Source organism: Cedecea sp. P7760 (assembly GCF_013386425.1).
GTDB classification, from domain to species: domain Bacteria; phylum Pseudomonadota; class Gammaproteobacteria; order Enterobacterales; family Enterobacteriaceae; genus Cedecea; species Cedecea selenatireducens.
Genome location: NZ_JACARU010000043.1, coordinates 1 through 16,963, shown reverse-complemented (window position 1 = coordinate 16,963; position 16,963 = coordinate 1). Strand labels below are relative to the sequence as shown.

Sequence of the window (16,963 nt, the reverse complement as noted above, 5' to 3'; positions counted from 1 at the left end):
ATGCGAATATTTGTTTACGGCAGTTTACGACGCAAACAAGGCAACAGCCACTGGATGACCAACGCCCAGTGGCTGGGCGACCACACGCAGGAAAACTACGTGTTGTATAGCCTTGGGCATTATCCAGGCGCCGTGCCGGGAGATGGCGTGGTATTGGGAGAAGTTTACCGAATAGATGCCTCCACGCTTTCCGAGCTTGACGCGCTGCGCACCAAAGGGGGCGAGTACAGCCGTCAGCTGATTCAGACACCTTACGGCGGCGCGTGGATGTACGTCTACCAGCGCCCGGTGGAGGGGTTAACCCGCATCGACAGCGGTAACTGGCTGGATCGAGAAAAGAACTAAGCAAACCTAAGCGGCCACGCCAACACGTGGCCGTTTTTTTTGCCTGCCTCCCATCTATTTGTCTCCCCTTCTGGTTTTGCAACACATGCTGGGAAGTCGCTCCCATAATGTTAATCAGCTTCCCTTTCATGCTGGCTATTCTGCCGAGTCCCTTTTATAACTGACGATATCTTGAGCAGATTTGTTTATACTTCGTATAACTTTATCTGTCAGGAGAGAGCATGCGCATCACCATCAAAAAATGGGGGAACAGTGCTGGTATGGTCATTCCCGGTGCACTAATGGATGAGCTAGGCGTAAAAATCGGACAAAGCATGGAGGCAGAAGTGATTGATAATCAGCTGATTATGAAACCCGCAAGGAAAAAATATACCCTGGATGAGCTATTAGCTCATGGCGACCCGTCGGCGCCAAAATTTTCTGAAGAAGACATTTGGGGCAAGGATAACCCGGTCGGGAAAGAAGTATGGTGAGACGAGGGGATTTTGAAAGGGGAGATATTGTTCTTGTGGGGTTCAATCCCGCCGTTGGCCGGGAGCAACAGGGGGAAGGCCGTCCTGCTCTTGTGCTTTCAACCCGGGCATTTAACCAGACGGGCACTGCGCTAGTGGCACCTATAACCCAGGGCGGAAATTACGCAAGGGACGCAGGTTTTGCCGTATCCCTGAGTGGATGCGGGACAGAGACCTGCGGCGTGGTATTAATTAACCAGGCCAGAATGGTAGATCTTGAATGCCGCGGGGCGCAGAAACGCGAAACAGCGCCGGCAGACGTTGTCGAGGAAGTTTTAGCCAGACTCCAGGCCATCATCGAATAAACAAAAACACCGCCCTCAGGCGGTGTTTTTTCTTCCGGGCTAACTTACTTCTTAGCGCGTTCGAAAGAGGCGATGATTTCAGCTTTAGCGGCTTCGGCGTTGTCCCAACCGTCAACTTTCACCCATTTGCCTTTCTCGAGATCTTTGTAGTGCTCGAAGAAGTGAGTGATCTGCGCTTTCAGCAGTTCTGGCAGGTCGTTCACATCTTTGATGTGATCGTACTCTTTGCTCAGTTTGGTGTGCGGCACGGCAACCAGCTTCGCGTCTTCGCCAGACTCATCGGTCATTTTCAGCACGCCAACTGGGCGGCAACGGATAACGCTACCTGGCTCCAGTGGGTATGGCGTTGGGACCAGCACGTCAACCGGATCACCGTCCAGAGACAGGGTGTGGTTGATGTAGCCGTAGTTGCACGGATAGAACATCGCGGTAGACATGAAACGGTCAACAAACAGCGCGCCGCTCTCTTTGTCTACTTCGTATTTGATTGGGTCAGCGTTAGCAGGGATTTCGATAACAACGTAGATATCTTCCGGCAGATCTTTACCCGCTGGGACGTTGAGTAAGCTCATGTCTGTTTCCTTTAACCTGGTGTATTTCAAGTGCCCGATATTATAGCCAACTGCGGTTAAATGTCTTTTGCTGTTTTTTGACCGCGACCCTTCTCGCCGCCAAATCCGCTGCTTTAGGCTACGGAAGCCTGGCGTCACGCCATTGTCATGATTGAGGTAAACATCACCGCAACAAGCACTTAACGAGCATAAATAACGCAAACTGATTAAACATTTTCCGAAAATTGCCGATAACACGCTCACTACTTTATTCATGAGCCATCGTTAACCGGGAATGTAGCATGTTGAGAAATTTGTCGATTCGTACGGGGCTGCTGACGCTGTTAGCGGTTATGACGTTCTTGCTGTTGGTTGTAAGCGGCATCGGCATTTATGCCCTGCAGCAAAGTTCCTCCTCTCTTGAGCGCATAAACCGCCTGCAGGGAGAGCAAATGGTGCGCCTTAGCGATGGTTATATTCTGCTGCTTCGTGCCCGCAATGAGGCAAGCCAGGCGGTACGCCAGATGGAAATAGGCATGCTGGACGATGCGACAAAAGCCACGAAAAACATTGCCGGTGAAGTTGGCCAGGCGCAGAAAAACCTCAAGTCCGTTATCGACAGCGGCGTGAACGACGACCAGGGCAACGCGCTGCTTGCCAGCCTGGCGCAAAGCTTTGGCACCTATCAGGCGCAGGGGATTACCCCGATGCTGGCCGCGTTACAAAAACAAAGCCCGGATGACTATTACGATCTGCTGGAAAAAAGCCTGATCCCGCTGGGGCTGAAGTTTGATAACGACGTGCAGGCATTCCAGCGCTGGGGTGAAGCGCGCGGCAACAGCGAAGTAGCAGCCGTACAGCTGCACAAAAAAATCGTTCTGGGCTTTATTATTCTCGCCGCGCTGCTGACTGCCGCCATTATTGTGCTGGTCTGGCTGGCGCTGCGCCACCTGCTGCTGAAGCCTTTGGATGAGGCAATTCATCAGCTGGAGTTTGTGGCGGAAGGGGATTTAACCCAGCCGCTTCCGCAAACGGGCAATAACGAATTTGGCCGTCTTGCCGGCGCGATTGTGGCGATGAGAACCTCGCTGGTGGAATCCGTCAGCCGCGTGCGTGACGCTTCTTCACAGATTGATACCGGCAGCCGCGAGCTGGCGGCAGGCAACCTCAATCTCTCCCAGCGTACGGAATCTACCGCGACATCTCTGGAAGAAACCGCGGCCAGCATGGAGCAAATTACCGCGACGGTAAAACAAAACGCCGACAACGCGGAGCAGGCACACAAGCTGGCTAAAGTGGTTTCCGACACCGCCGACCGCGGCAGCGAAATGGTTTGCTACGTGATTGAAAAAATGCGCGACATCTCAGGCAGCGCAGGCCGTATTGCCGACATTCTGAGCGTTATCGACGGCATCGCTTTCCAGACTAATATTCTGGCGCTTAACGCCTCGGTTGAAGCGGCCCGGGCGGGTGAGCAAGGCCGTGGTTTTGCCGTGGTGGCCGGTGAAGTTCGTACTCTGGCAAGCCGCAGCGCGGAAGCTGCAAAAGAGATCCGTACCCTGATCTCTAACTCTCAGACCCACGTGGGTGAGGGCAGCGATCTGGCGCAGCAGGCCGGGGAAACTATGGACGAAATCGCCGAAGAAATTATGCGGATGACCAAACTGGTTCGCGAAATTGCCAATGCCTCTAACGAACAGAGCCACGGTATTGAGCAGGTGAATATTGCGGTAAGCCAGATGGATGAGGCGGCGCAGCAGAACGCGGCATTGGTCGAGCAGTCCACCGCCGCCACGCATTCGCTGGAAGAGCAGTCGCAGCAGCTGGTCGCCGCGATGGCCTCGTTCCGTTATTAATCGATTAATGCCTCTTCCCTGGGGAAGAGGCATATGGTGCAGAGTAAATCAGGCGTCCGGGTATTCGCGAATAAAGCGCTCTACGTCCTCGACCATATGCTGAGTGCCGACGAAGAACGGGCGGCGCTGGTGTAGCGTGGTTGGGATGATATCCAGAATTCTCTCTTTACCGTCGCTGGCTTTACCGCCGGCCTGTTCCGCAAGGAACGCCATCGGGTTACCTTCATACAGTAAACGCAGCTTGCCTTCCGGGTGGCTGGCGGTGCTTGGATAGAGATAAATCCCGCCTTTCAGCAGGTTACGGTGGAAGTCCGCCACCAGGGAGCCAATGTAGCGCGAGGTGTACGGGCGCTTGCTGGCGGTATCTTCTTCCTGGCAGAACTTGATGTACTTCTTCACGCCGTTCGGGAATTTAATGTAGTTGCCTTCGTTAATGGAGTAGGTGTTGCCTCTCTCCGGGAAGCGCATACGTTCCTGGCTCAGGCAGAACACGCCAAGGGAAGGATCGTAGGTGAAGGCGTGTACGCCGCAGCCGGTGGTGTAAACCAGCATGGTCGACGAGCCATACACTACGTAGCCAGCGGCGACCTGCTGGTTGCCCGGCTGAAGGAAATCTTCTTCGGTGACCGGCGTACCGACCGGCGTAATGCGGCGGTAGATAGAGAAGATGGTGCCAACAGAAACGTTGACGTCGATGTTAGAAGAGCCGTCAAGCGGGTCCATCAGCACGACGTATTTTGCCTGCTCGGCGCCTTCAAAGACGACGATATCGTCTTCTTCTTCAGAGGCGATACCGGCCACAATGCCGCGTGCTTTCAGCGCTGCCTTGAGTTTTTCGTTTGCGAACAGGTCGAGTTTTTGCTGCTCTTCTCCCTGCACGTTTTCGGCACCGCTCGCCCCCAGGATATCAACCAGACCGGCCTTATTGATATCGCGGTGGATGATTTTAGCGCCCAGCTTTATTGCCGACAGTAAAGCCGTGAGCTCACCGGTTGCATGCGAAAACTCATGCTGTTTTTCGACAATAAATTCACCTAACGTTTTCATAACACTTTCCCTGCATCATTATGTTGGATAAAGCGATCGCAACAATCTTAACAAATTTTCAAATTGTCGCGCACAGGTGAATCGCGCCAGCAAGATAAGGAATATCCTGAAATGCGTTTCACCTCCTGAGCCATGCGGTTAGAATGTGCGCCAAACAAAAAAAGGAAAGTTTCGTATGCGCATTCACATTCTAGGGATCTGTGGCACCTTTATGGGCGGCCTGGCGATGCTGGCACGCTCTTTAGGGCATGAAGTGACGGGCTCGGACGCCAATGTTTACCCACCGATGAGTACGCTGCTTGAAGAGCAGGGGATCTCGTTAATCGAAGGTTATGACGCCAGCCAGCTCGACCCACATCCTGATCTGGTTATCATCGGTAACGCGATGACGCGCGGGAATCCGTGTGTGGAAGCCGTTCTGGAACAGGGCATTCCTTATATGTCTGGCCCGCAGTGGCTGCATGACTTTGTGCTGCGTGACCGCTGGGTGATTGCGGTTGCGGGGACGCACGGGAAAACCACGACGGCCGGTATGGCCACCTGGATTCTGGAAGCCTGCGGCTACAAGCCTGGTTTTGTCATTGGCGGCGTGCCGGGCAACTTTGAAGTGTCCGCTCGCCTGGGTGACAGCCCATTCTTCGTGATTGAAGCCGATGAATATGACTGCGCGTTCTTCGACAAGCGTTCCAAATTTGTGCATTACTGCCCGCGCACGCTGATCCTCAACAACCTTGAGTTCGATCACGCCGATATCTTTGACGACCTGAAAGCTATCCAGAAGCAGTTCCACCACCTCGTGCGCATCGTGCCGGGTCAGGGAAAAATCATCTGGCCGGAAAATGACGCTAATCTGAAGCAAACCCTCGCCATGGGCTGCTGGAGCGAGCAGGAACTGGTGGGCGAGCAAGGCCACTGGCAGGCGAAGAAACTGACCACCGATGCTTCTCAGTGGGAAGTGTATCTGGACGGGGAATGCGTGGGCAACGTGAACTGGCAGCTAGTCGGCGAGCACAACATGCATAACGGGCTGATGGCTATTGCCGCCGCTCGCCACGTTGGCGTGACCCCGGCCGATGCCGCTCAGGCGTTGGATGGTTTTGTTAACGCACGCCGCCGCCTTGAACTGCGCGGCGAAGCGCATGGCGTCACGGTTTATGACGATTTTGCTCACCACCCAACGGCTATTCTGGCGACGCTGGCAGCCCTGCGTGGGAAAGTGGGCGGCACCGCACGTATTCTGGCCGTGCTGGAGCCTCGTTCAAACACCATGAAGATGGGCGTCTGCAAAGATGATCTGGCGCCGTCGCTGGGGCGCGCAGACGAAGTCTTCCTGCTTCAGCCGCAGCATATTCCTTGGCAGGTGGCTGAAGTCGCCGAAGCCTGCGTGCAGCCGGCACACTGGAGCGCAGATGTGGACACGCTGGCGGAAATGGTGGTGAAAACGGCACAGCCGGGCGACCACATTCTGGTCATGAGCAACGGCGGTTTCGGCGGTATTCACCAGAAACTGCTGGATGGCCTGGCGAAGAAAGCGGAACAGCAGAACGAACAGGCTTTTTAAGCGCGTCGGTCTGATAAGAAAAGGGCGCACCGAAAGGTACGCCCTTTTTGTTTAGTAGAGGTTCGGGGCTTTAGGATCTGGCCCGAAGCGGTTGGTTGCCGGGGTGCCGTCCTGGCAGTTGAATGCCAGAATGATCAACCAACCGACAATCGGAATTAACAGCAACAGCAGCCACCAGGCAGAGCGATCGGTGTCGTGCAGGCGACGGAACTGTACTGCCCAAAGCGGCAGGAAAACCAGGACGCTGTAAATCGTGGTGAGCGCACCTTCGTCTTTATAAATGTGTAGCCCAAGCATCTTATCCAGCACGCTTAGCACCGCCGCCAGAACGAAGTTCACCAGATGAAACATCCAGTATTCTTTGCGGCGCGCACGGCCGCCAAACCCAATGTAATTTGTTAGTGCTTTGAAATACCAATCCATTTAAGGCCTGCCTTAATTATCCGACAATCACCTGAACGATAAGCGATCGACTCAAGGATAGTCGTGAATACATTGGCCGTAAATCGTTGTTGTACTGAATATTCCTAACGCTTCCTAAACCGCTCATCGCGCCCGTGCGGCTCGTCTAAATCTTGAGCAGGGCCGATGGAAATAATGCCCGTTGGGTTGATGGTTTTGTGGCTGCAATAATAGTGAGTGCGGATATGCGGGAAGCTTACCGTTTCACGCACGCCGGGTATCTGATAGATATCGCGCAGGAAGCCGTAAAGATTTGGGTAATCACTGATGCGGTACTTATCGCACTTAAAGTGGGTGACGTACACCGGGTCAAAGCGCACCAGAGTGGTCCACAGGCGAATATCCGCTTCGGTCAACTGCTGGCCGGTTAAGTAGCGATGCTGACCGAGGATTTGCTCAAGGCGTGCCAGGGAAGTAAAGACTTTCTCCACGGCTTCGTCATAGGCTTCCTGAGAGGTGGCAAAACCTGATTTGTACACGCCGTTATTTACCGTGTCATAAATCCAGCCGTTCAGCTCATCAATCTCGCTTTTTAAAGCGTCAGGGTAATAATCCCCTGCACGGGCACCGAGAGCATCAAAGGCCGTATTAAACATACGAATGATTTCTGCGGACTCATTGCTGACTATTGTCTGGTTTTTCTTGTCCCAAAGCACGGGCACCGTCACGCGGCCGGTGTAGTGAGGATCGGCCTGCAGGTAGAGCTGATAGAGAAAATCGTGGTGATAAAGCGTGTCGCCGGTTGCCTCCGGAAAATCCTCGGCAAACGTCCAGCCGTTTTGCAGCATCAGCGGGTTGACGACGGAAACGGAGATAAACGGTTCAAGCCCTTTCAGCTTACGCACAATCAGCGTGCGGTGTGCCCAGGGGCAGGCAAGAGAAACATAAAGATGATAGCGGTCTTTCTCCGCGGCAAATCCCTCTTTTCCCGTTGGGCCGGGTGCGCCGTCGGCGGTTAGCCAGTTGCGGAAGGCGGATTCCGAACGTTTAAAGCGGCCGCCGGTCGATTTGGTGTCGTACCAGACGTCATGCCATACGCCGTCGATGAGTTGTCCCATTTTTTCTCCTCCTCAATAGCAAAAAAGCGAAGACGGTGTCTTCGCTTTCTCAGTGTTCATCAGTATAGAACGCTTACCATTTTTTATTCAGTACGCGGTCAAGGCTGATGGCGCCCGGGCCGAAGACCGCCAGCAGCAGGTAGCCACCCGCGATGGTGAAGTTCTTCATAAACATAATGGAGTTCACGCCTTCTGCGAAGTTGCTGTGGAACAGGAACGCCGTCAGTACGGTAAACAGCGCGGTAATCAGCGCGGTAGTACGGGTCAGGAAGCCGAACAGAATGGCCAGGCCGCCGCCGAACTCAAGCAGGATGGTCAGCGGCAGCAGTGCGCCCGGCACGCCCATCGCTTCCATGTACTGTTGGGTGCCTGCATAACCGGTAATTTTGCCCCAGCCAGCGGTAATAAACAGGATTGGCATCAGAATACGAGCAACCAGTACGCCAACATCTTCTAATTTTTTCATTTTACTCTCCAGCGGTTCTTTTTTTCCGGCTTACTCGGCCAGGGCTTAAAAGGGGTGCAAACTCCAGTAATTACCGGCGCTTGCTGTCGATGGAGAGGATAATAGACGGGGTGAAAAAGGATTGTTAGCAAGGAAAACTGTCTAAGTCCTTCAAATATCCTGAGTGAACTAAGCGGGAAAAGTAAAACTACGGGGTAAAAGGGCTTGAATGGGGCAAATAAAAACACCGCCAGAGGCGGTGTTTTAAGCTTAGCGCGAGGGCGGATTCAGCGTATTGCGGATAAGTCGCCAGGTGCTCCAGGCGCCAAATCCTCGTTTTGCCCAGCGCATAAATCTGCCCGGGTGCTTCACCGTCCAGATAGCCAGTACGCTACTGGCTATCATGACGTAGCTACGCAGGCTGAGTAACGTGTTCCAGCCGCGATCGTACGGGCCGGTGACCTGCAGCCAGTCGCGTCTTGCCGCGCTGAGATCAAGCCGCTGCTGCTGAACCTGGCTGAGCAGATACGCTTTTCGCTTTGCACGTTCTGCATCGCTCATTACTTATCCTCTTCCAGCAAGGCCCTGTCGTTTTCCAGCTCGCGGCGGGTATGGCGCAGCAGGGTGGATTGACGGGATTTTCGCAGCGTCCAGATACCGCCAATCAGCGCCAGCGACAGCAGTACAACCGTCGTTGCAATCATGGCGTTGAGGCGATACTGCGGGTCGACGGCCCAGATAATCAGGACCATCAGGCTCATTAAGCCAAACGCGGCGAACAGCATGGTCAGGCCGAGCATCAGCAGCAGCTGAACGAGGTGTGATTTCTCCTCTTCCAGCTCAACCACGGCAAGACGAACGCGCGTTTCGACCATGCCGACCAGAATGGTGACCAGCCGTTGGCCAATGCCGAGTACGCTTTTGCCCGGCCCCTGGCTTTGGTGAGAATCCGCCATCTTAACGACGCGCCAGCAGCACACCCAGCACGACGCCTACCGCCGCGCCAATGCCAACGCCGGTCCACGGGTTCTCGCGGACGTAATCATCCGCTTTGGCTGCGGCTTCGCGGGTTTGTTTGGCGATGGCTTCGCTGGTTTCACCGAGGCGGTCACGGCTCTCTTTGAGCGTTTTTTCCGCTTTGGTACGCAGTTTATCCAGTTCGGTTTTTGACTTGTCCGTGGAAGCACTCAGGACTTCTTCAAGCGTATCTGCCAGGGATTTCAACTCAGCGCGTAAATGTTCTGACGTAGTATCTTTTGACATAGTTCTCTCCGAGTGTTTGAGGTGGATCCTTAAAGTCTGCGACTACACAATCAGTAATCACGCTTCTCTAAAGCTTTGAGGCTATCTTCTGCTTCTGCAAGTTTCTTTTCGCGTTTGGTGATTTTGTCCGGGTCACCCTTCTGACGGGCTTCAACGAGATCGGCTTTACGCTCTTCGATTTCAGCTTTCTGCTTAGCAATCTTCTTTTGGTGCTCGGCGCGCAGGCCGGCGTCGCTGCAGTTTTCGCGTACTTCGCTCAGGGCTTTTTTCAGACCATCAATACGGTGCTGATTGTTGTGTTTTTCCGCATAGCCAATCTCGCGTTGAATATCCTGCTCTTTCTCGCTGCAAAGGGTATTTGCCTGGGCGGCAGAGGTCAGGGTGAGTAAAGCAAGTGCCAGTACGGTGCGGTAATTCATGGTTAAACCTTCCATTGTAAGATGACTCATAAAAGTATCAGGCGATCATACTCCATGCGTCGTTCCAGAGTGTCGAAAAAGCGCTGATGAATAGCGGTAAAAACAGCTAAAGCATAGTCATGAATTGGCTAAAAACCCAGAAGATGATAGCAAATTCAGACAGAGAGAAAGGAGATTAGCCGAGATGATTGTGGTCAGGGCGCAGAATAGAGAGCCATGCTAGCGCGTCTTTATCGCTGTCCTGCTGGGCAATTACGTACCCTTGCGGCAGCGTGCGGTTCAGCACTTCTTTCGCGGCTTCGCTCTGGGCGCTGGAGTCAAACGTTACCAGCAGCGTGTTGTTGAGCGGCGTAATGCTTTTGAAACGAATGCCGTTGGCATCAAGGTGGTGCCAGACATAAAAACCGTCGGGAATGCTTCCACCCTGCCGTGAGGCACGAATTTCGAGGGTTGAATCCTGATTCTGCATGCTGGACCACACCATCAGCGAAGCAATCGCCAGGGCTCCAACAAGCAGCGCCGCCCTCAGGCGGCGTGTGAATGCTAATTTCATCGAATCCCTCTAGCTACTTTGGCCGCGTTTTTTACGCCAAAGCACGATTAACGAACCGACCAGACCGATGACCAGAAGCACCACCGGGATCAGCATCAGGCACGACATTAAGGCGTCTTCGTACTTCAGGAAGACCGGCGTTTTGCCCAGCAAATAGCCCAGGGTAGTCAGAATCAATATCCACAGCAGGCCGCTCATCCAGTTGAAGAACTGGAAGCGGGTGCTGCTAAGACCCGATAATCCGGCAATAGTTGGCAACAGAGTGCGAACAAAAGCGATAAAGCGGCCAACCAGCAGCGCAGACAGCCCGTGTTTATGGAAGAGCTGGTGTGAACGCTGGTGATAATGGGCCGGCAGGTGCGAAAGCCAGTTTTGCACGAGGCGCGTATTCCCGAGCCAGCGCCCCTGGATGTAGCCAAGCCAGCTGCCGAGGCTCGCGGCAATGGTGAGCAGCGCGATCGTTTCCGGGAAACCCATTGTTCCTTTGGCAATCAGAACGCCGACCAGCACCAACAGGCTATCGCCGGGTAAAAACGCCGCCGGAAGCAGGCCGTTCTCAAGAAATAAAATCATGAACAGCACAAAATAGAGCATGCCAATCATTGACGGATTGGAGAGCGTTTCAAAATCCTGGCTCCAGAGAGCGGAGAGCAGTTGAGTCAGTAGTTCCATTCAGGGTTCCTGGCACTTCGTTTAGGTCGCCGGTGTAAACGGATGAGCAGAATGCAGCATGGTTTTTATTATCATTTGCTGGCTACAACCCACTGCCCGCGCCGCTGAGTCGAAATAACATGACCTGAAACGACAGCGAGAGGGCGCGAAGCCCACACAGACGGTGAAATTGCATCTAATTGTAACAAAACTACGCGTTACACGTCACAGTATTTGCAGTTCGTTGAGCAATGATTTTGCTTACTGGGGGAGAGGCTGGCGAGGGTATTTACAAACGCTGACACTATTTATGGTTTGCTTACCCTCGGCGGGAAAAATGACTATTTTTGACCGTTTGCGGCCGTATCCAGATGAACCACCGGATTTTCAGCAAATAAATAGCGGTCGGCGTTGAATTCAAAATCGTCGCTGGTGGCGTTAAACAGCATCTGGCGGGTATTTTCGAGGTGCTGCCACATGGCCAGCTTCGCAGCATGAGAATCTTTCCTAATCAGTGCTTTAAGAATCTGATCGTGGTCGTCGCACCAGTTATCCACCGGGCGCATATCGATGTGTTCGTGCAGTTTCTTCCAGTATGGATTGTGAACGCGATGGCTCCACATTTTTTCTACGATAGTCGCCAGCGCGCCGTTTTGCGTTGCCAGCGCAACCTGCACATGAAACTGGAGATCCCACTCAGAATCACGAAACGTTTGCTCGTTTCGCGCCTTTTCCTGGATCTCCATCAGCTTCACAATATCCTGCTTGGTGACCTGGGTGGCGGCAAACTCGGCAATATTGCTCTCAATAAGCTGCCTCGCCTGCAAAAGTTCGAAAGGGCCATAATTGGCAAATTCAAAGCGCTCGTCCGGCACGGTCATGTACTTCGCCTGGCTGGACATGACGTGAATGCCTGAGCCTTTGCGTACCTCAACGTATCCTTCAACTTCCAGCATGATAATGGCTTCACGGACAACGGTGCGGCTGACGTTTTTTTCTTCCGCAATGTAACGCTCCGCAGGCAGTTTTTCTCCGACCCGGTAAACACCTGTTTCAATACGTTGCTTAAGTTCGGCGGCGAGCTGCTGGTAAAGGCGGCGGGGTTCAATGGCGTCCATAAGTTGCTCCGGAAGAGGGCTGCGCGTGAGTGAATTTGTTATACCACTTTTTCCGATAGCGCTCTAGCAACGAGGGTGAGAAATGCCGCCCGTAGGCGACATCAGAGATCAGGATTGTGTCACGGCGTTTGGCACGACGCTCTCGGCCGCAAGTTCGCTGGCAGACTGGTTTTTCAGCACCGTCCAGATAACAATCGCGCCGAGAAGATCGAACACGGCAAGCGCCGCGAAGAGCGGGCTGAAGCCCATTGTGTCGGCCAGGGCACCTACAACCAGAGCAAACAGCGTGCTGGCAGTCCAGGCTGCCATTCCCGTCAGTCCGTTAGCCGTCGCCACCTCGTTACGCCCGAAAACGTCGGAAGACAGGGTGATTAACGCGCCGGACAGCGCCTGGTGTGCAAATCCGCCCACGCAGAGCAAAGCAATCGCCACGTAAGGGCTGGTAAACAGGCCAATGGTGCCAGGGCCAATCATCAATACCGCGCCCATCGTCACGACCAGCTTGCGGGAAACAATCAGGTTGACGCCAAACCAGCGCTGGAACAGCGGCGGCAAATAACCCCCAAGAATGCAGCCAAAGTCGGCGAAAAGCATCGGCATCCACGCGAACATCGCAATCTCTTTCAGATTAAAGCCGTAGGCTTTAAACATGAACAGAGGGATCCAGGCGTTGAATGTGCCCCACGCAGGTTCTGCCAGGAAGCGCGGCAGAGCGATGCCCCAGAACTGGCGGTTGCGCAGGATTTTCCAGGCCGACATCTTTTTCGTGTTATCAGTCTGGTGATGGGCTTCCTGGCCGCTAATGATGTATTCGCGCTCTTCGCTGGAGAGCTTTTTCTGATCACGCGGATTTTTATAGAACCACAGCCAGACCATTGCCCAGATAAAACTCAGCACGCCGGTTATCATAAATGCCATCTGCCAGCTGTGCATCACAATGGCCCAGACCACCAGCGGCGGGGCAATCATTGCCCCAATGGAAGAGCCCACGTTGAAGTAGCCCACCGCAATAGAGCGCTCTTTGGCGGGGAACCACTCGCTGCTGGCCTTTAATCCGGCGGGGATCATCGCCGCTTCAGCGGCACCGACCGCGCCACGGGCTAGCGCCAGGCCGCCCCAGCTACCCGCGAGAGCGGTTGCGCCACAGAATATCGCCCAGGCCACGGCAAACACCGCGTAGCCAACTTTGGTGCCGAGCACGTCCAGCAGGTAGCCAGCAACCGGCTGCATAATGGTATAACAAGCTGAATAAGCTGCAATGATCCACGAATACTGCTGCGTGGTGATATTCAGCTCGCTCATCAGCGTGGGGGCCGCAACGGCCACCGTGTTACGGGTCAGATAGCCCAGCACGGTGCCCAGCGTCACCAGCGCTATCATGTACCAGCGTAAGCCTTTAATTTTTCGCATTTATAACCCCATCCCGTCTTTATTGTGAACGTTGTTCCAGGTAAACCGGCTGCCGTTCCTGCTCTTGTCACCTATGGGCCGTGGCAAGCGTTGCCCGGCAAGAGGTACTGCGACGGCTTGAAAGATAACTTGTCATACATCTTTATAAGTTGAGTGATATCACAAAAGCATTTTCAGGTAATACCATGCTGGATAGCGGCTTGAAGCCAGAAATGGTGCGGGATTTAGCCCTGTTTTGCCGTGAGAAGGCGGGATTGATGTGTCTGTTTTGTGAGCTTTAACGCAAAATTGAGGTCGTTGCCTAAAAATTGGTGTGATAACTTTGTTCCATCATGCACAAGCACAGAAACGCTCTTTGCTGAGGACGCTCCACTATGGCCCCGTTTATGACCGAAGATTTTCTTCTTGATACCGAATTCGCCCGCCGCCTGTATCACGACTACGCGAAATCACAGCCCATTTTTGACTACCACTGCCATCTGCCGCCGCAGCAAATAGCCGACAACTATCGCTTTAAAAACCTGTATGACATCTGGCTGAAAGGGGATCACTACAAGTGGCGCGCGATGCGCACTAACGGCGTGGCCGAGCGGCTTTGTACCGGCGATGCCAGCGATCGCGAAAAGTTTGACGCCTGGGCGGCAACGGTGCCGCACACCCTTGGCAATCCGCTGTATCACTGGACGCATCTGGAGCTGCGCCGCCCGTTTGGCATCACCGGCAAGCTGTTTTCCCCGGCAACGGCGGATGAAATCTGGCATCAGTGCAACGGGCTGCTGGAGCAGGACGCATTCACCGCCCGCGGCATCATGCAGCAGATGAACGTGAAAATGGTGGGGACAACCGACGATCCGGTGGACTCTCTGGAGCACCACGCCGCCGTAGCTAAAGACGGCAGCTTCGACGTCAAAGTGCTGCCGAGCTGGCGCCCGGACAAGGCCTTTAATATCGAGCAGGCAACGTTCAGCGACTACATTTCGACGCTGTCAGCGGTTTCTGATACCGACATCCGCCGCTTCGGCGATCTTCAGGCGGCGTTAGGTAAAAGACTCGATCATTTTGCCGCCCACGGCTGCAAGGTTGCCGACCATGCGCTGGACGTGGTGGTCTTTGCCGAAGCGGATGAAGCCACGCTGGACGCTATTCTTGCCCGTCGTCTGGCGGGTAATCCGGTCAATGAAACCGAAGCCGCGCAGTTTAAAACGGCGGTGCTGGCGTGGCTGGGAACCGAATACGCCCGTCGCGGCTGGGTGCAGCAGTACCACATCGGCGCGCTGCGCAATAATAACCAGCGCCAGTTTCGCCTGCTGGGGCCGGACGTAGGCTTTGATTCCATCAACGATCGCCCGCTGGCCGAGCCGCTGTCGAAGCTGCTGAGCAAACAGAATGAGGAAAATCTGTTGCCTAAAACCATTCTCTACTGCCTCAATCCACGAGACAACGAAGTGATTGGTACGATGGTCGGTAACTTCCAGGGCGAGGGCATGCCGGGAAAAATGCAGTTCGGATCCGGCTGGTGGTTTAACGATCAGAAAGACGGTATGGAACGGCAAATGACCCAGCTTGCACAGCTCGGCCTGCTGAGCCGTTTTGTCGGTATGCTGACCGACAGCCGCAGCTTCCTCTCCTACACCCGTCACGAGTACTTCCGCCGCATTTTGTGCCGCATGCTTGGCCATTGGGTGCAGGCGGGCGAAGTGCCTGAAGATTTGCCGCTGTTAGGGGAGATGGTGCAAAACATCTGCTTCAACAACGCCCGCGACTACTTTGCCATTGAGCTGAACTGAGGCTGAGATGCGATATATCAGGATCCATGCGCTGGATAACGTTGCGGTTGCGTTGGTGGACCTGGCGGAGGGCGAAGAGGTGGGCGCTGCGGCGGAAACTTTCAGGCTTCGACAGCCGATCGCCCGTGGCCACAAGTTCGCGCTCCAGCCGATTGCCGAAGGGGAAAACGTCGTGAAGTACGGCCTGCCGATAGGCCACGCGCTTTGCGATGTCGCCGCCGGGGAGCATCTTCATTCCCATAACCTGCGCACTAACCTTAATGATGTCGATGAATATCGCTACCAGCCGGAAATAGTGCCAGCGGTGGAACCTTTCGGCGACCGTGAGGTAAGCATTTATCGCCGTAGCAACGGCGCGGTTGGCATCCGCAATGAGCTATGGGTCCTGCCCACCGTCGGCTGCGTGAACGGCATTGCGCGGCAAATGCTGAGCCGTTTTCTGCAGCAGACGGGCAATGCGCCGGATATCGACGGGGCCTGGCTGTTCAGCCACCAGTTTGGCTGCTCTCAGCTGGGCGACGACCATCTCAACACCCGCACCATGCTGCAAAACATGGTGCATCACCCGAACGCAGGTGCGGTGCTGGTGGTCGGCCTGGGCTGCGAAAACAACCAAATTAGCGCGTTCCGCGAAACCTTAGGGGAATACGACCCTGAGCGCGTCCATTTCATGGCACTTCAGCAGCAGGACGATGAGGTTGAAGCCGGGCTGGAGCATCTGCACGCTTTGTATGAGGCAATGCGCCACGACAGGCGCGAACCGGGCAAACTGAGCGAGCTGAAATTCGGGCTCGAATGCGGCGGCTCGGACGGCCTCTCCGGCATTACCGCGAACCCTATGCTGGGCCGTTTTTCTGACTATGTCGTAGCGAACGGCGGCACGACGGTGCTGACGGAAGTACCGGAAATGTTTGGCGCGGAGAGGCTGCTGATGAGCCACTGTCGTGACGAAGCCACGTTCGAGAAAACGGTGGCGATGATCAACGACTTCAAACGCTATTTTATCGAGCACCGGCAGCCTATTTATGAGAATCCCTCCCCGGGCAACAAAGCGGGCGGGATCACCACGCTCGAAGAGAAATCGCTCGGCTGTACGCAGAAGGCCGGTGAAAGCCAAATCGTTGACGTCCTTCGCTATGGCGAAAGGTTAAAACAGGCTGGATTAAACCTGCTGAGCGCGCCCGGCAACGATGCTGTTGCTACCAGCGCTTTAGCGGGGGCAGGCTGCCACATGGTGTTGTTTAGCACCGGGCGCGGAACGCCCTACGGCGGGTTTGTGCCAACGGTGAAAATTGCCACTAACAGCGAGCTGGCCGCGAAGAAACCGCACTGGATCGATTTTGACGCCGGGAAGCTGCTGCACGGCAGCACCCTGCCTGATCTGCTGGAGCAGTTTATCGGGACGATCGTTGAGAAAGTTAACGGCGCGCCAACCTGCAACGAGAAAAATGATTTCCGCGAGCTGGCGCTGTTTAAGAGTGGTGTCACGCTTTGATTTCCCGGTCCCGTCTCTTACACACATAGCCTTTTTAAATCTTCCGGGAGATATATTTCACTTCTCAGTGATCCCGTTCACCTGCAGATCAGTTTTCCCTGCACGTTCAGATCACGGTGAACGTG

The 16,963-nt window shown here is 54.5% G+C and carries 20 protein-coding genes; 7 read left to right on the top strand and 13 right to left on the bottom strand.

The genetic code is table 11. The features are described from left to right. The 3 genes from HX778_RS15165 (at position 1) to HX778_RS15155 (ending at position 1,162) form a co-directional block, all read left to right on the top strand. Positions 1-345: a gamma-glutamylcyclotransferase gene (locus HX778_RS15165; RefSeq protein WP_038476103.1), complete on the top strand. Its 345-nt coding sequence runs from the start codon at positions 1-3 to the stop codon at positions 343-345. A 221-nt stretch (positions 346-566) separates the two neighbouring features. After that, positions 567-818 (top strand): AbrB/MazE/SpoVT family DNA-binding domain-containing protein, encoded by a 252-nt coding sequence (locus HX778_RS15160; protein ID WP_176982438.1) that lies wholly within the window; start codon positions 567-569, stop codon positions 816-818. Further along, the gene (locus HX778_RS15155) at positions 812-1,162 is read left to right on the top strand and encodes a type II toxin-antitoxin system ChpB family toxin (RefSeq protein ID WP_176982437.1); all 351 of its coding nucleotides are present in this window, start codon (positions 812-814) and stop codon (positions 1,160-1,162) included. The genes HX778_RS15160 and HX778_RS15155 overlap by 7 nt, the downstream gene beginning before the upstream one ends. Positions 1,163-1,206: 44 nt before the next feature. Here the strand turns inward: HX778_RS15155 and ppa are convergent, their stop codons facing one another. Continuing rightward, entirely contained in the window at positions 1,207-1,734 is a 528-nt protein-coding gene (ppa, locus tag HX778_RS15150; RefSeq protein ID WP_004857176.1) for an inorganic diphosphatase, read from the bottom strand. Positions 1,735-2,015: 281 nt separating this feature from the next. Between ppa and HX778_RS15145 the strand changes: the two genes are divergently transcribed. Beyond that, complete coding sequence (locus tag HX778_RS15145; RefSeq protein ID WP_176982436.1) at positions 2,016-3,569, top strand: methyl-accepting chemotaxis protein; 1,554 nt, start codon at positions 2,016-2,018, stop codon at positions 3,567-3,569. A gap of 48 nt (positions 3,570-3,617) precedes the next feature. Here the strand turns inward: HX778_RS15145 and fbp are convergent, their stop codons facing one another. Continuing rightward, positions 3,618-4,616 (bottom strand): class 1 fructose-bisphosphatase, encoded by a 999-nt coding sequence (gene fbp, locus HX778_RS15140; protein ID WP_038476089.1) that lies wholly within the window; start codon positions 4,614-4,616, stop codon positions 3,618-3,620. Positions 4,617-4,791: 175 nt separating this feature from the next. Here fbp and mpl point away from each other — a divergent pair, with 175 nt between their 5' ends. Beyond that, a complete protein-coding gene (mpl, locus tag HX778_RS15135) occupies positions 4,792-6,177 on the top strand; it encodes a UDP-N-acetylmuramate:L-alanyl-gamma-D-glutamyl-meso-diaminopimelate ligase (RefSeq protein ID WP_038476085.1) in 1,386 nt (461 codons plus the stop codon). Between the two features lie 51 nt (positions 6,178-6,228). On the opposite strand, the gene HX778_RS15130 is transcribed toward mpl, so the two are convergent. The 11 genes from HX778_RS15130 to HX778_RS15080 form a co-directional block, all read right to left on the bottom strand. Next, positions 6,229-6,600, bottom strand: coding sequence for a DUF805 domain-containing protein (locus HX778_RS15130; protein WP_038476082.1), 372 nt, complete (start codon positions 6,598-6,600; stop codon positions 6,229-6,231). Positions 6,601-6,704: 104 nt separating this feature from the next. Next, positions 6,705-7,697 (bottom strand): glutathione S-transferase family protein, encoded by a 993-nt coding sequence (locus tag HX778_RS15125; protein ID WP_038476079.1) that lies wholly within the window; start codon positions 7,695-7,697, stop codon positions 6,705-6,707. Positions 7,698-7,770: 73 nt separating this feature from the next. Next, on the bottom strand, positions 7,771-8,163 hold the full coding sequence (locus HX778_RS15120) for a DoxX family protein (RefSeq protein ID WP_038476076.1): 393 nt from the start codon (positions 8,161-8,163) through the stop codon (positions 7,771-7,773). A 249-nt stretch (positions 8,164-8,412) separates the two neighbouring features. Next, positions 8,413-8,703: a YqjK-like family protein gene (locus HX778_RS15115; protein ID WP_176982435.1), complete on the bottom strand. Its 291-nt coding sequence runs from the start codon at positions 8,701-8,703 to the stop codon at positions 8,413-8,415. Then, the gene (locus tag HX778_RS15110; RefSeq protein ID WP_038476070.1) at positions 8,703-9,098 is read right to left on the bottom strand and encodes a phage holin family protein; all 396 of its coding nucleotides are present in this window, start codon (positions 9,096-9,098) and stop codon (positions 8,703-8,705) included. Before HX778_RS15110 ends, HX778_RS15115 begins: the two co-directional genes overlap by 1 nt. A gap of 1 nt (position 9,099) precedes the next feature. Continuing rightward, complete coding sequence (locus HX778_RS15105) at positions 9,100-9,405, bottom strand: YqjD family protein (protein WP_038476066.1); 306 nt, start codon at positions 9,403-9,405, stop codon at positions 9,100-9,102. 50 nt (positions 9,406-9,455) lie between these two features. After that, a complete protein-coding gene (locus tag HX778_RS15100; protein ID WP_038476063.1) occupies positions 9,456-9,824 on the bottom strand; it encodes a DUF1090 domain-containing protein in 369 nt (122 codons plus the stop codon). 175 nt (positions 9,825-9,999) lie between these two features. Then, positions 10,000-10,377, bottom strand: coding sequence for an EnvZ/OmpR regulon moderator MzrA (mzrA, locus tag HX778_RS15095; RefSeq protein ID WP_038476060.1), 378 nt, complete (start codon positions 10,375-10,377; stop codon positions 10,000-10,002). Positions 10,378-10,386: 9 nt separating this feature from the next. Continuing rightward, complete coding sequence (gene yqjA, locus HX778_RS15090; RefSeq protein WP_038476057.1) at positions 10,387-11,049, bottom strand: DedA family general envelope maintenance protein YqjA; 663 nt, start codon at positions 11,047-11,049, stop codon at positions 10,387-10,389. A gap of 320 nt (positions 11,050-11,369) precedes the next feature. Beyond that, a complete protein-coding gene (gene exuR / locus HX778_RS15085; protein ID WP_038476054.1) occupies positions 11,370-12,146 on the bottom strand; it encodes a transcriptional regulator ExuR in 777 nt (258 codons plus the stop codon). A gap of 108 nt (positions 12,147-12,254) precedes the next feature. Continuing rightward, positions 12,255-13,556, bottom strand: coding sequence for an MFS transporter (locus tag HX778_RS15080; RefSeq protein WP_038476051.1), 1,302 nt, complete (start codon positions 13,554-13,556; stop codon positions 12,255-12,257). Between the two features lie 374 nt (positions 13,557-13,930). Here HX778_RS15080 and uxaC point away from each other — a divergent pair, with 374 nt between their 5' ends. Then, positions 13,931-15,343: a glucuronate isomerase gene (uxaC, locus tag HX778_RS15075; protein WP_038476048.1), complete on the top strand. Its 1,413-nt coding sequence runs from the start codon at positions 13,931-13,933 to the stop codon at positions 15,341-15,343. Positions 15,344-15,350: 7 nt separating this feature from the next. Beyond that, a complete protein-coding gene (locus HX778_RS15070) occupies positions 15,351-16,838 on the top strand; it encodes a UxaA family hydrolase (protein ID WP_176982434.1) in 1,488 nt (495 codons plus the stop codon). Positions 16,839-16,963: the final 125 nt, after the last annotated feature.

What these genes read in the sequence shown, in the direction of transcription:
- HX778_RS15165 (WP_038476103.1), top strand. Translation starts at nt 1, where the DNA reads ATGCGAATATTTGTTTACGGCAGTTTACGACGCAAACAAGGCAACAGC.
- HX778_RS15160 (WP_176982438.1), top strand. Translation starts at nt 567, where the DNA reads ATGCGCATCACCATCAAAAAATGGGGGAACAGTGCTGGTATGGTCATT.
- HX778_RS15155 (WP_176982437.1), top strand. Translation starts at nt 812, where the DNA reads ATGGTGAGACGAGGGGATTTTGAAAGGGGAGATATTGTTCTTGTGGGG.
- ppa (WP_004857176.1), bottom strand. Translation starts at nt 1,734, where the DNA reads ATGAGCTTACTCAACGTCCCAGCGGGTAAAGATCTGCCGGAAGATATC.
- HX778_RS15145 (WP_176982436.1), top strand. Translation starts at nt 2,016, where the DNA reads ATGTTGAGAAATTTGTCGATTCGTACGGGGCTGCTGACGCTGTTAGCG.
- fbp (WP_038476089.1), bottom strand. Translation starts at nt 4,616, where the DNA reads ATGAAAACGTTAGGTGAATTTATTGTCGAAAAACAGCATGAGTTTTCG.
- mpl (WP_038476085.1), top strand. Translation starts at nt 4,792, where the DNA reads ATGCGCATTCACATTCTAGGGATCTGTGGCACCTTTATGGGCGGCCTG.
- HX778_RS15130 (WP_038476082.1), bottom strand. Translation starts at nt 6,600, where the DNA reads ATGGATTGGTATTTCAAAGCACTAACAAATTACATTGGGTTTGGCGGC.
- HX778_RS15125 (WP_038476079.1), bottom strand. Translation starts at nt 7,697, where the DNA reads ATGGGACAACTCATCGACGGCGTATGGCATGACGTCTGGTACGACACC.
- HX778_RS15120 (WP_038476076.1), bottom strand. Translation starts at nt 8,163, where the DNA reads ATGAAAAAATTAGAAGATGTTGGCGTACTGGTTGCTCGTATTCTGATG.
- HX778_RS15115 (WP_176982435.1), bottom strand. Translation starts at nt 8,703, where the DNA reads ATGAGCGATGCAGAACGTGCAAAGCGAAAAGCGTATCTGCTCAGCCAG.
- HX778_RS15110 (WP_038476070.1), bottom strand. Translation starts at nt 9,098, where the DNA reads ATGGCGGATTCTCACCAAAGCCAGGGGCCGGGCAAAAGCGTACTCGGC.
- HX778_RS15105 (WP_038476066.1), bottom strand. Translation starts at nt 9,405, where the DNA reads ATGTCAAAAGATACTACGTCAGAACATTTACGCGCTGAGTTGAAATCC.
- HX778_RS15100 (WP_038476063.1), bottom strand. Translation starts at nt 9,824, where the DNA reads ATGAATTACCGCACCGTACTGGCACTTGCTTTACTCACCCTGACCTCT.
- mzrA (WP_038476060.1), bottom strand. Translation starts at nt 10,377, where the DNA reads ATGAAATTAGCATTCACACGCCGCCTGAGGGCGGCGCTGCTTGTTGGA.
- yqjA (WP_038476057.1), bottom strand. Translation starts at nt 11,049, where the DNA reads ATGGAACTACTGACTCAACTGCTCTCCGCTCTCTGGAGCCAGGATTTT.
- exuR (WP_038476054.1), bottom strand. Translation starts at nt 12,146, where the DNA reads ATGGACGCCATTGAACCCCGCCGCCTTTACCAGCAGCTCGCCGCCGAA.
- HX778_RS15080 (WP_038476051.1), bottom strand. Translation starts at nt 13,556, where the DNA reads ATGCGAAAAATTAAAGGCTTACGCTGGTACATGATAGCGCTGGTGACG.
- uxaC (WP_038476048.1), top strand. Translation starts at nt 13,931, where the DNA reads ATGGCCCCGTTTATGACCGAAGATTTTCTTCTTGATACCGAATTCGCC.
- HX778_RS15070 (WP_176982434.1), top strand. Translation starts at nt 15,351, where the DNA reads ATGCGATATATCAGGATCCATGCGCTGGATAACGTTGCGGTTGCGTTG.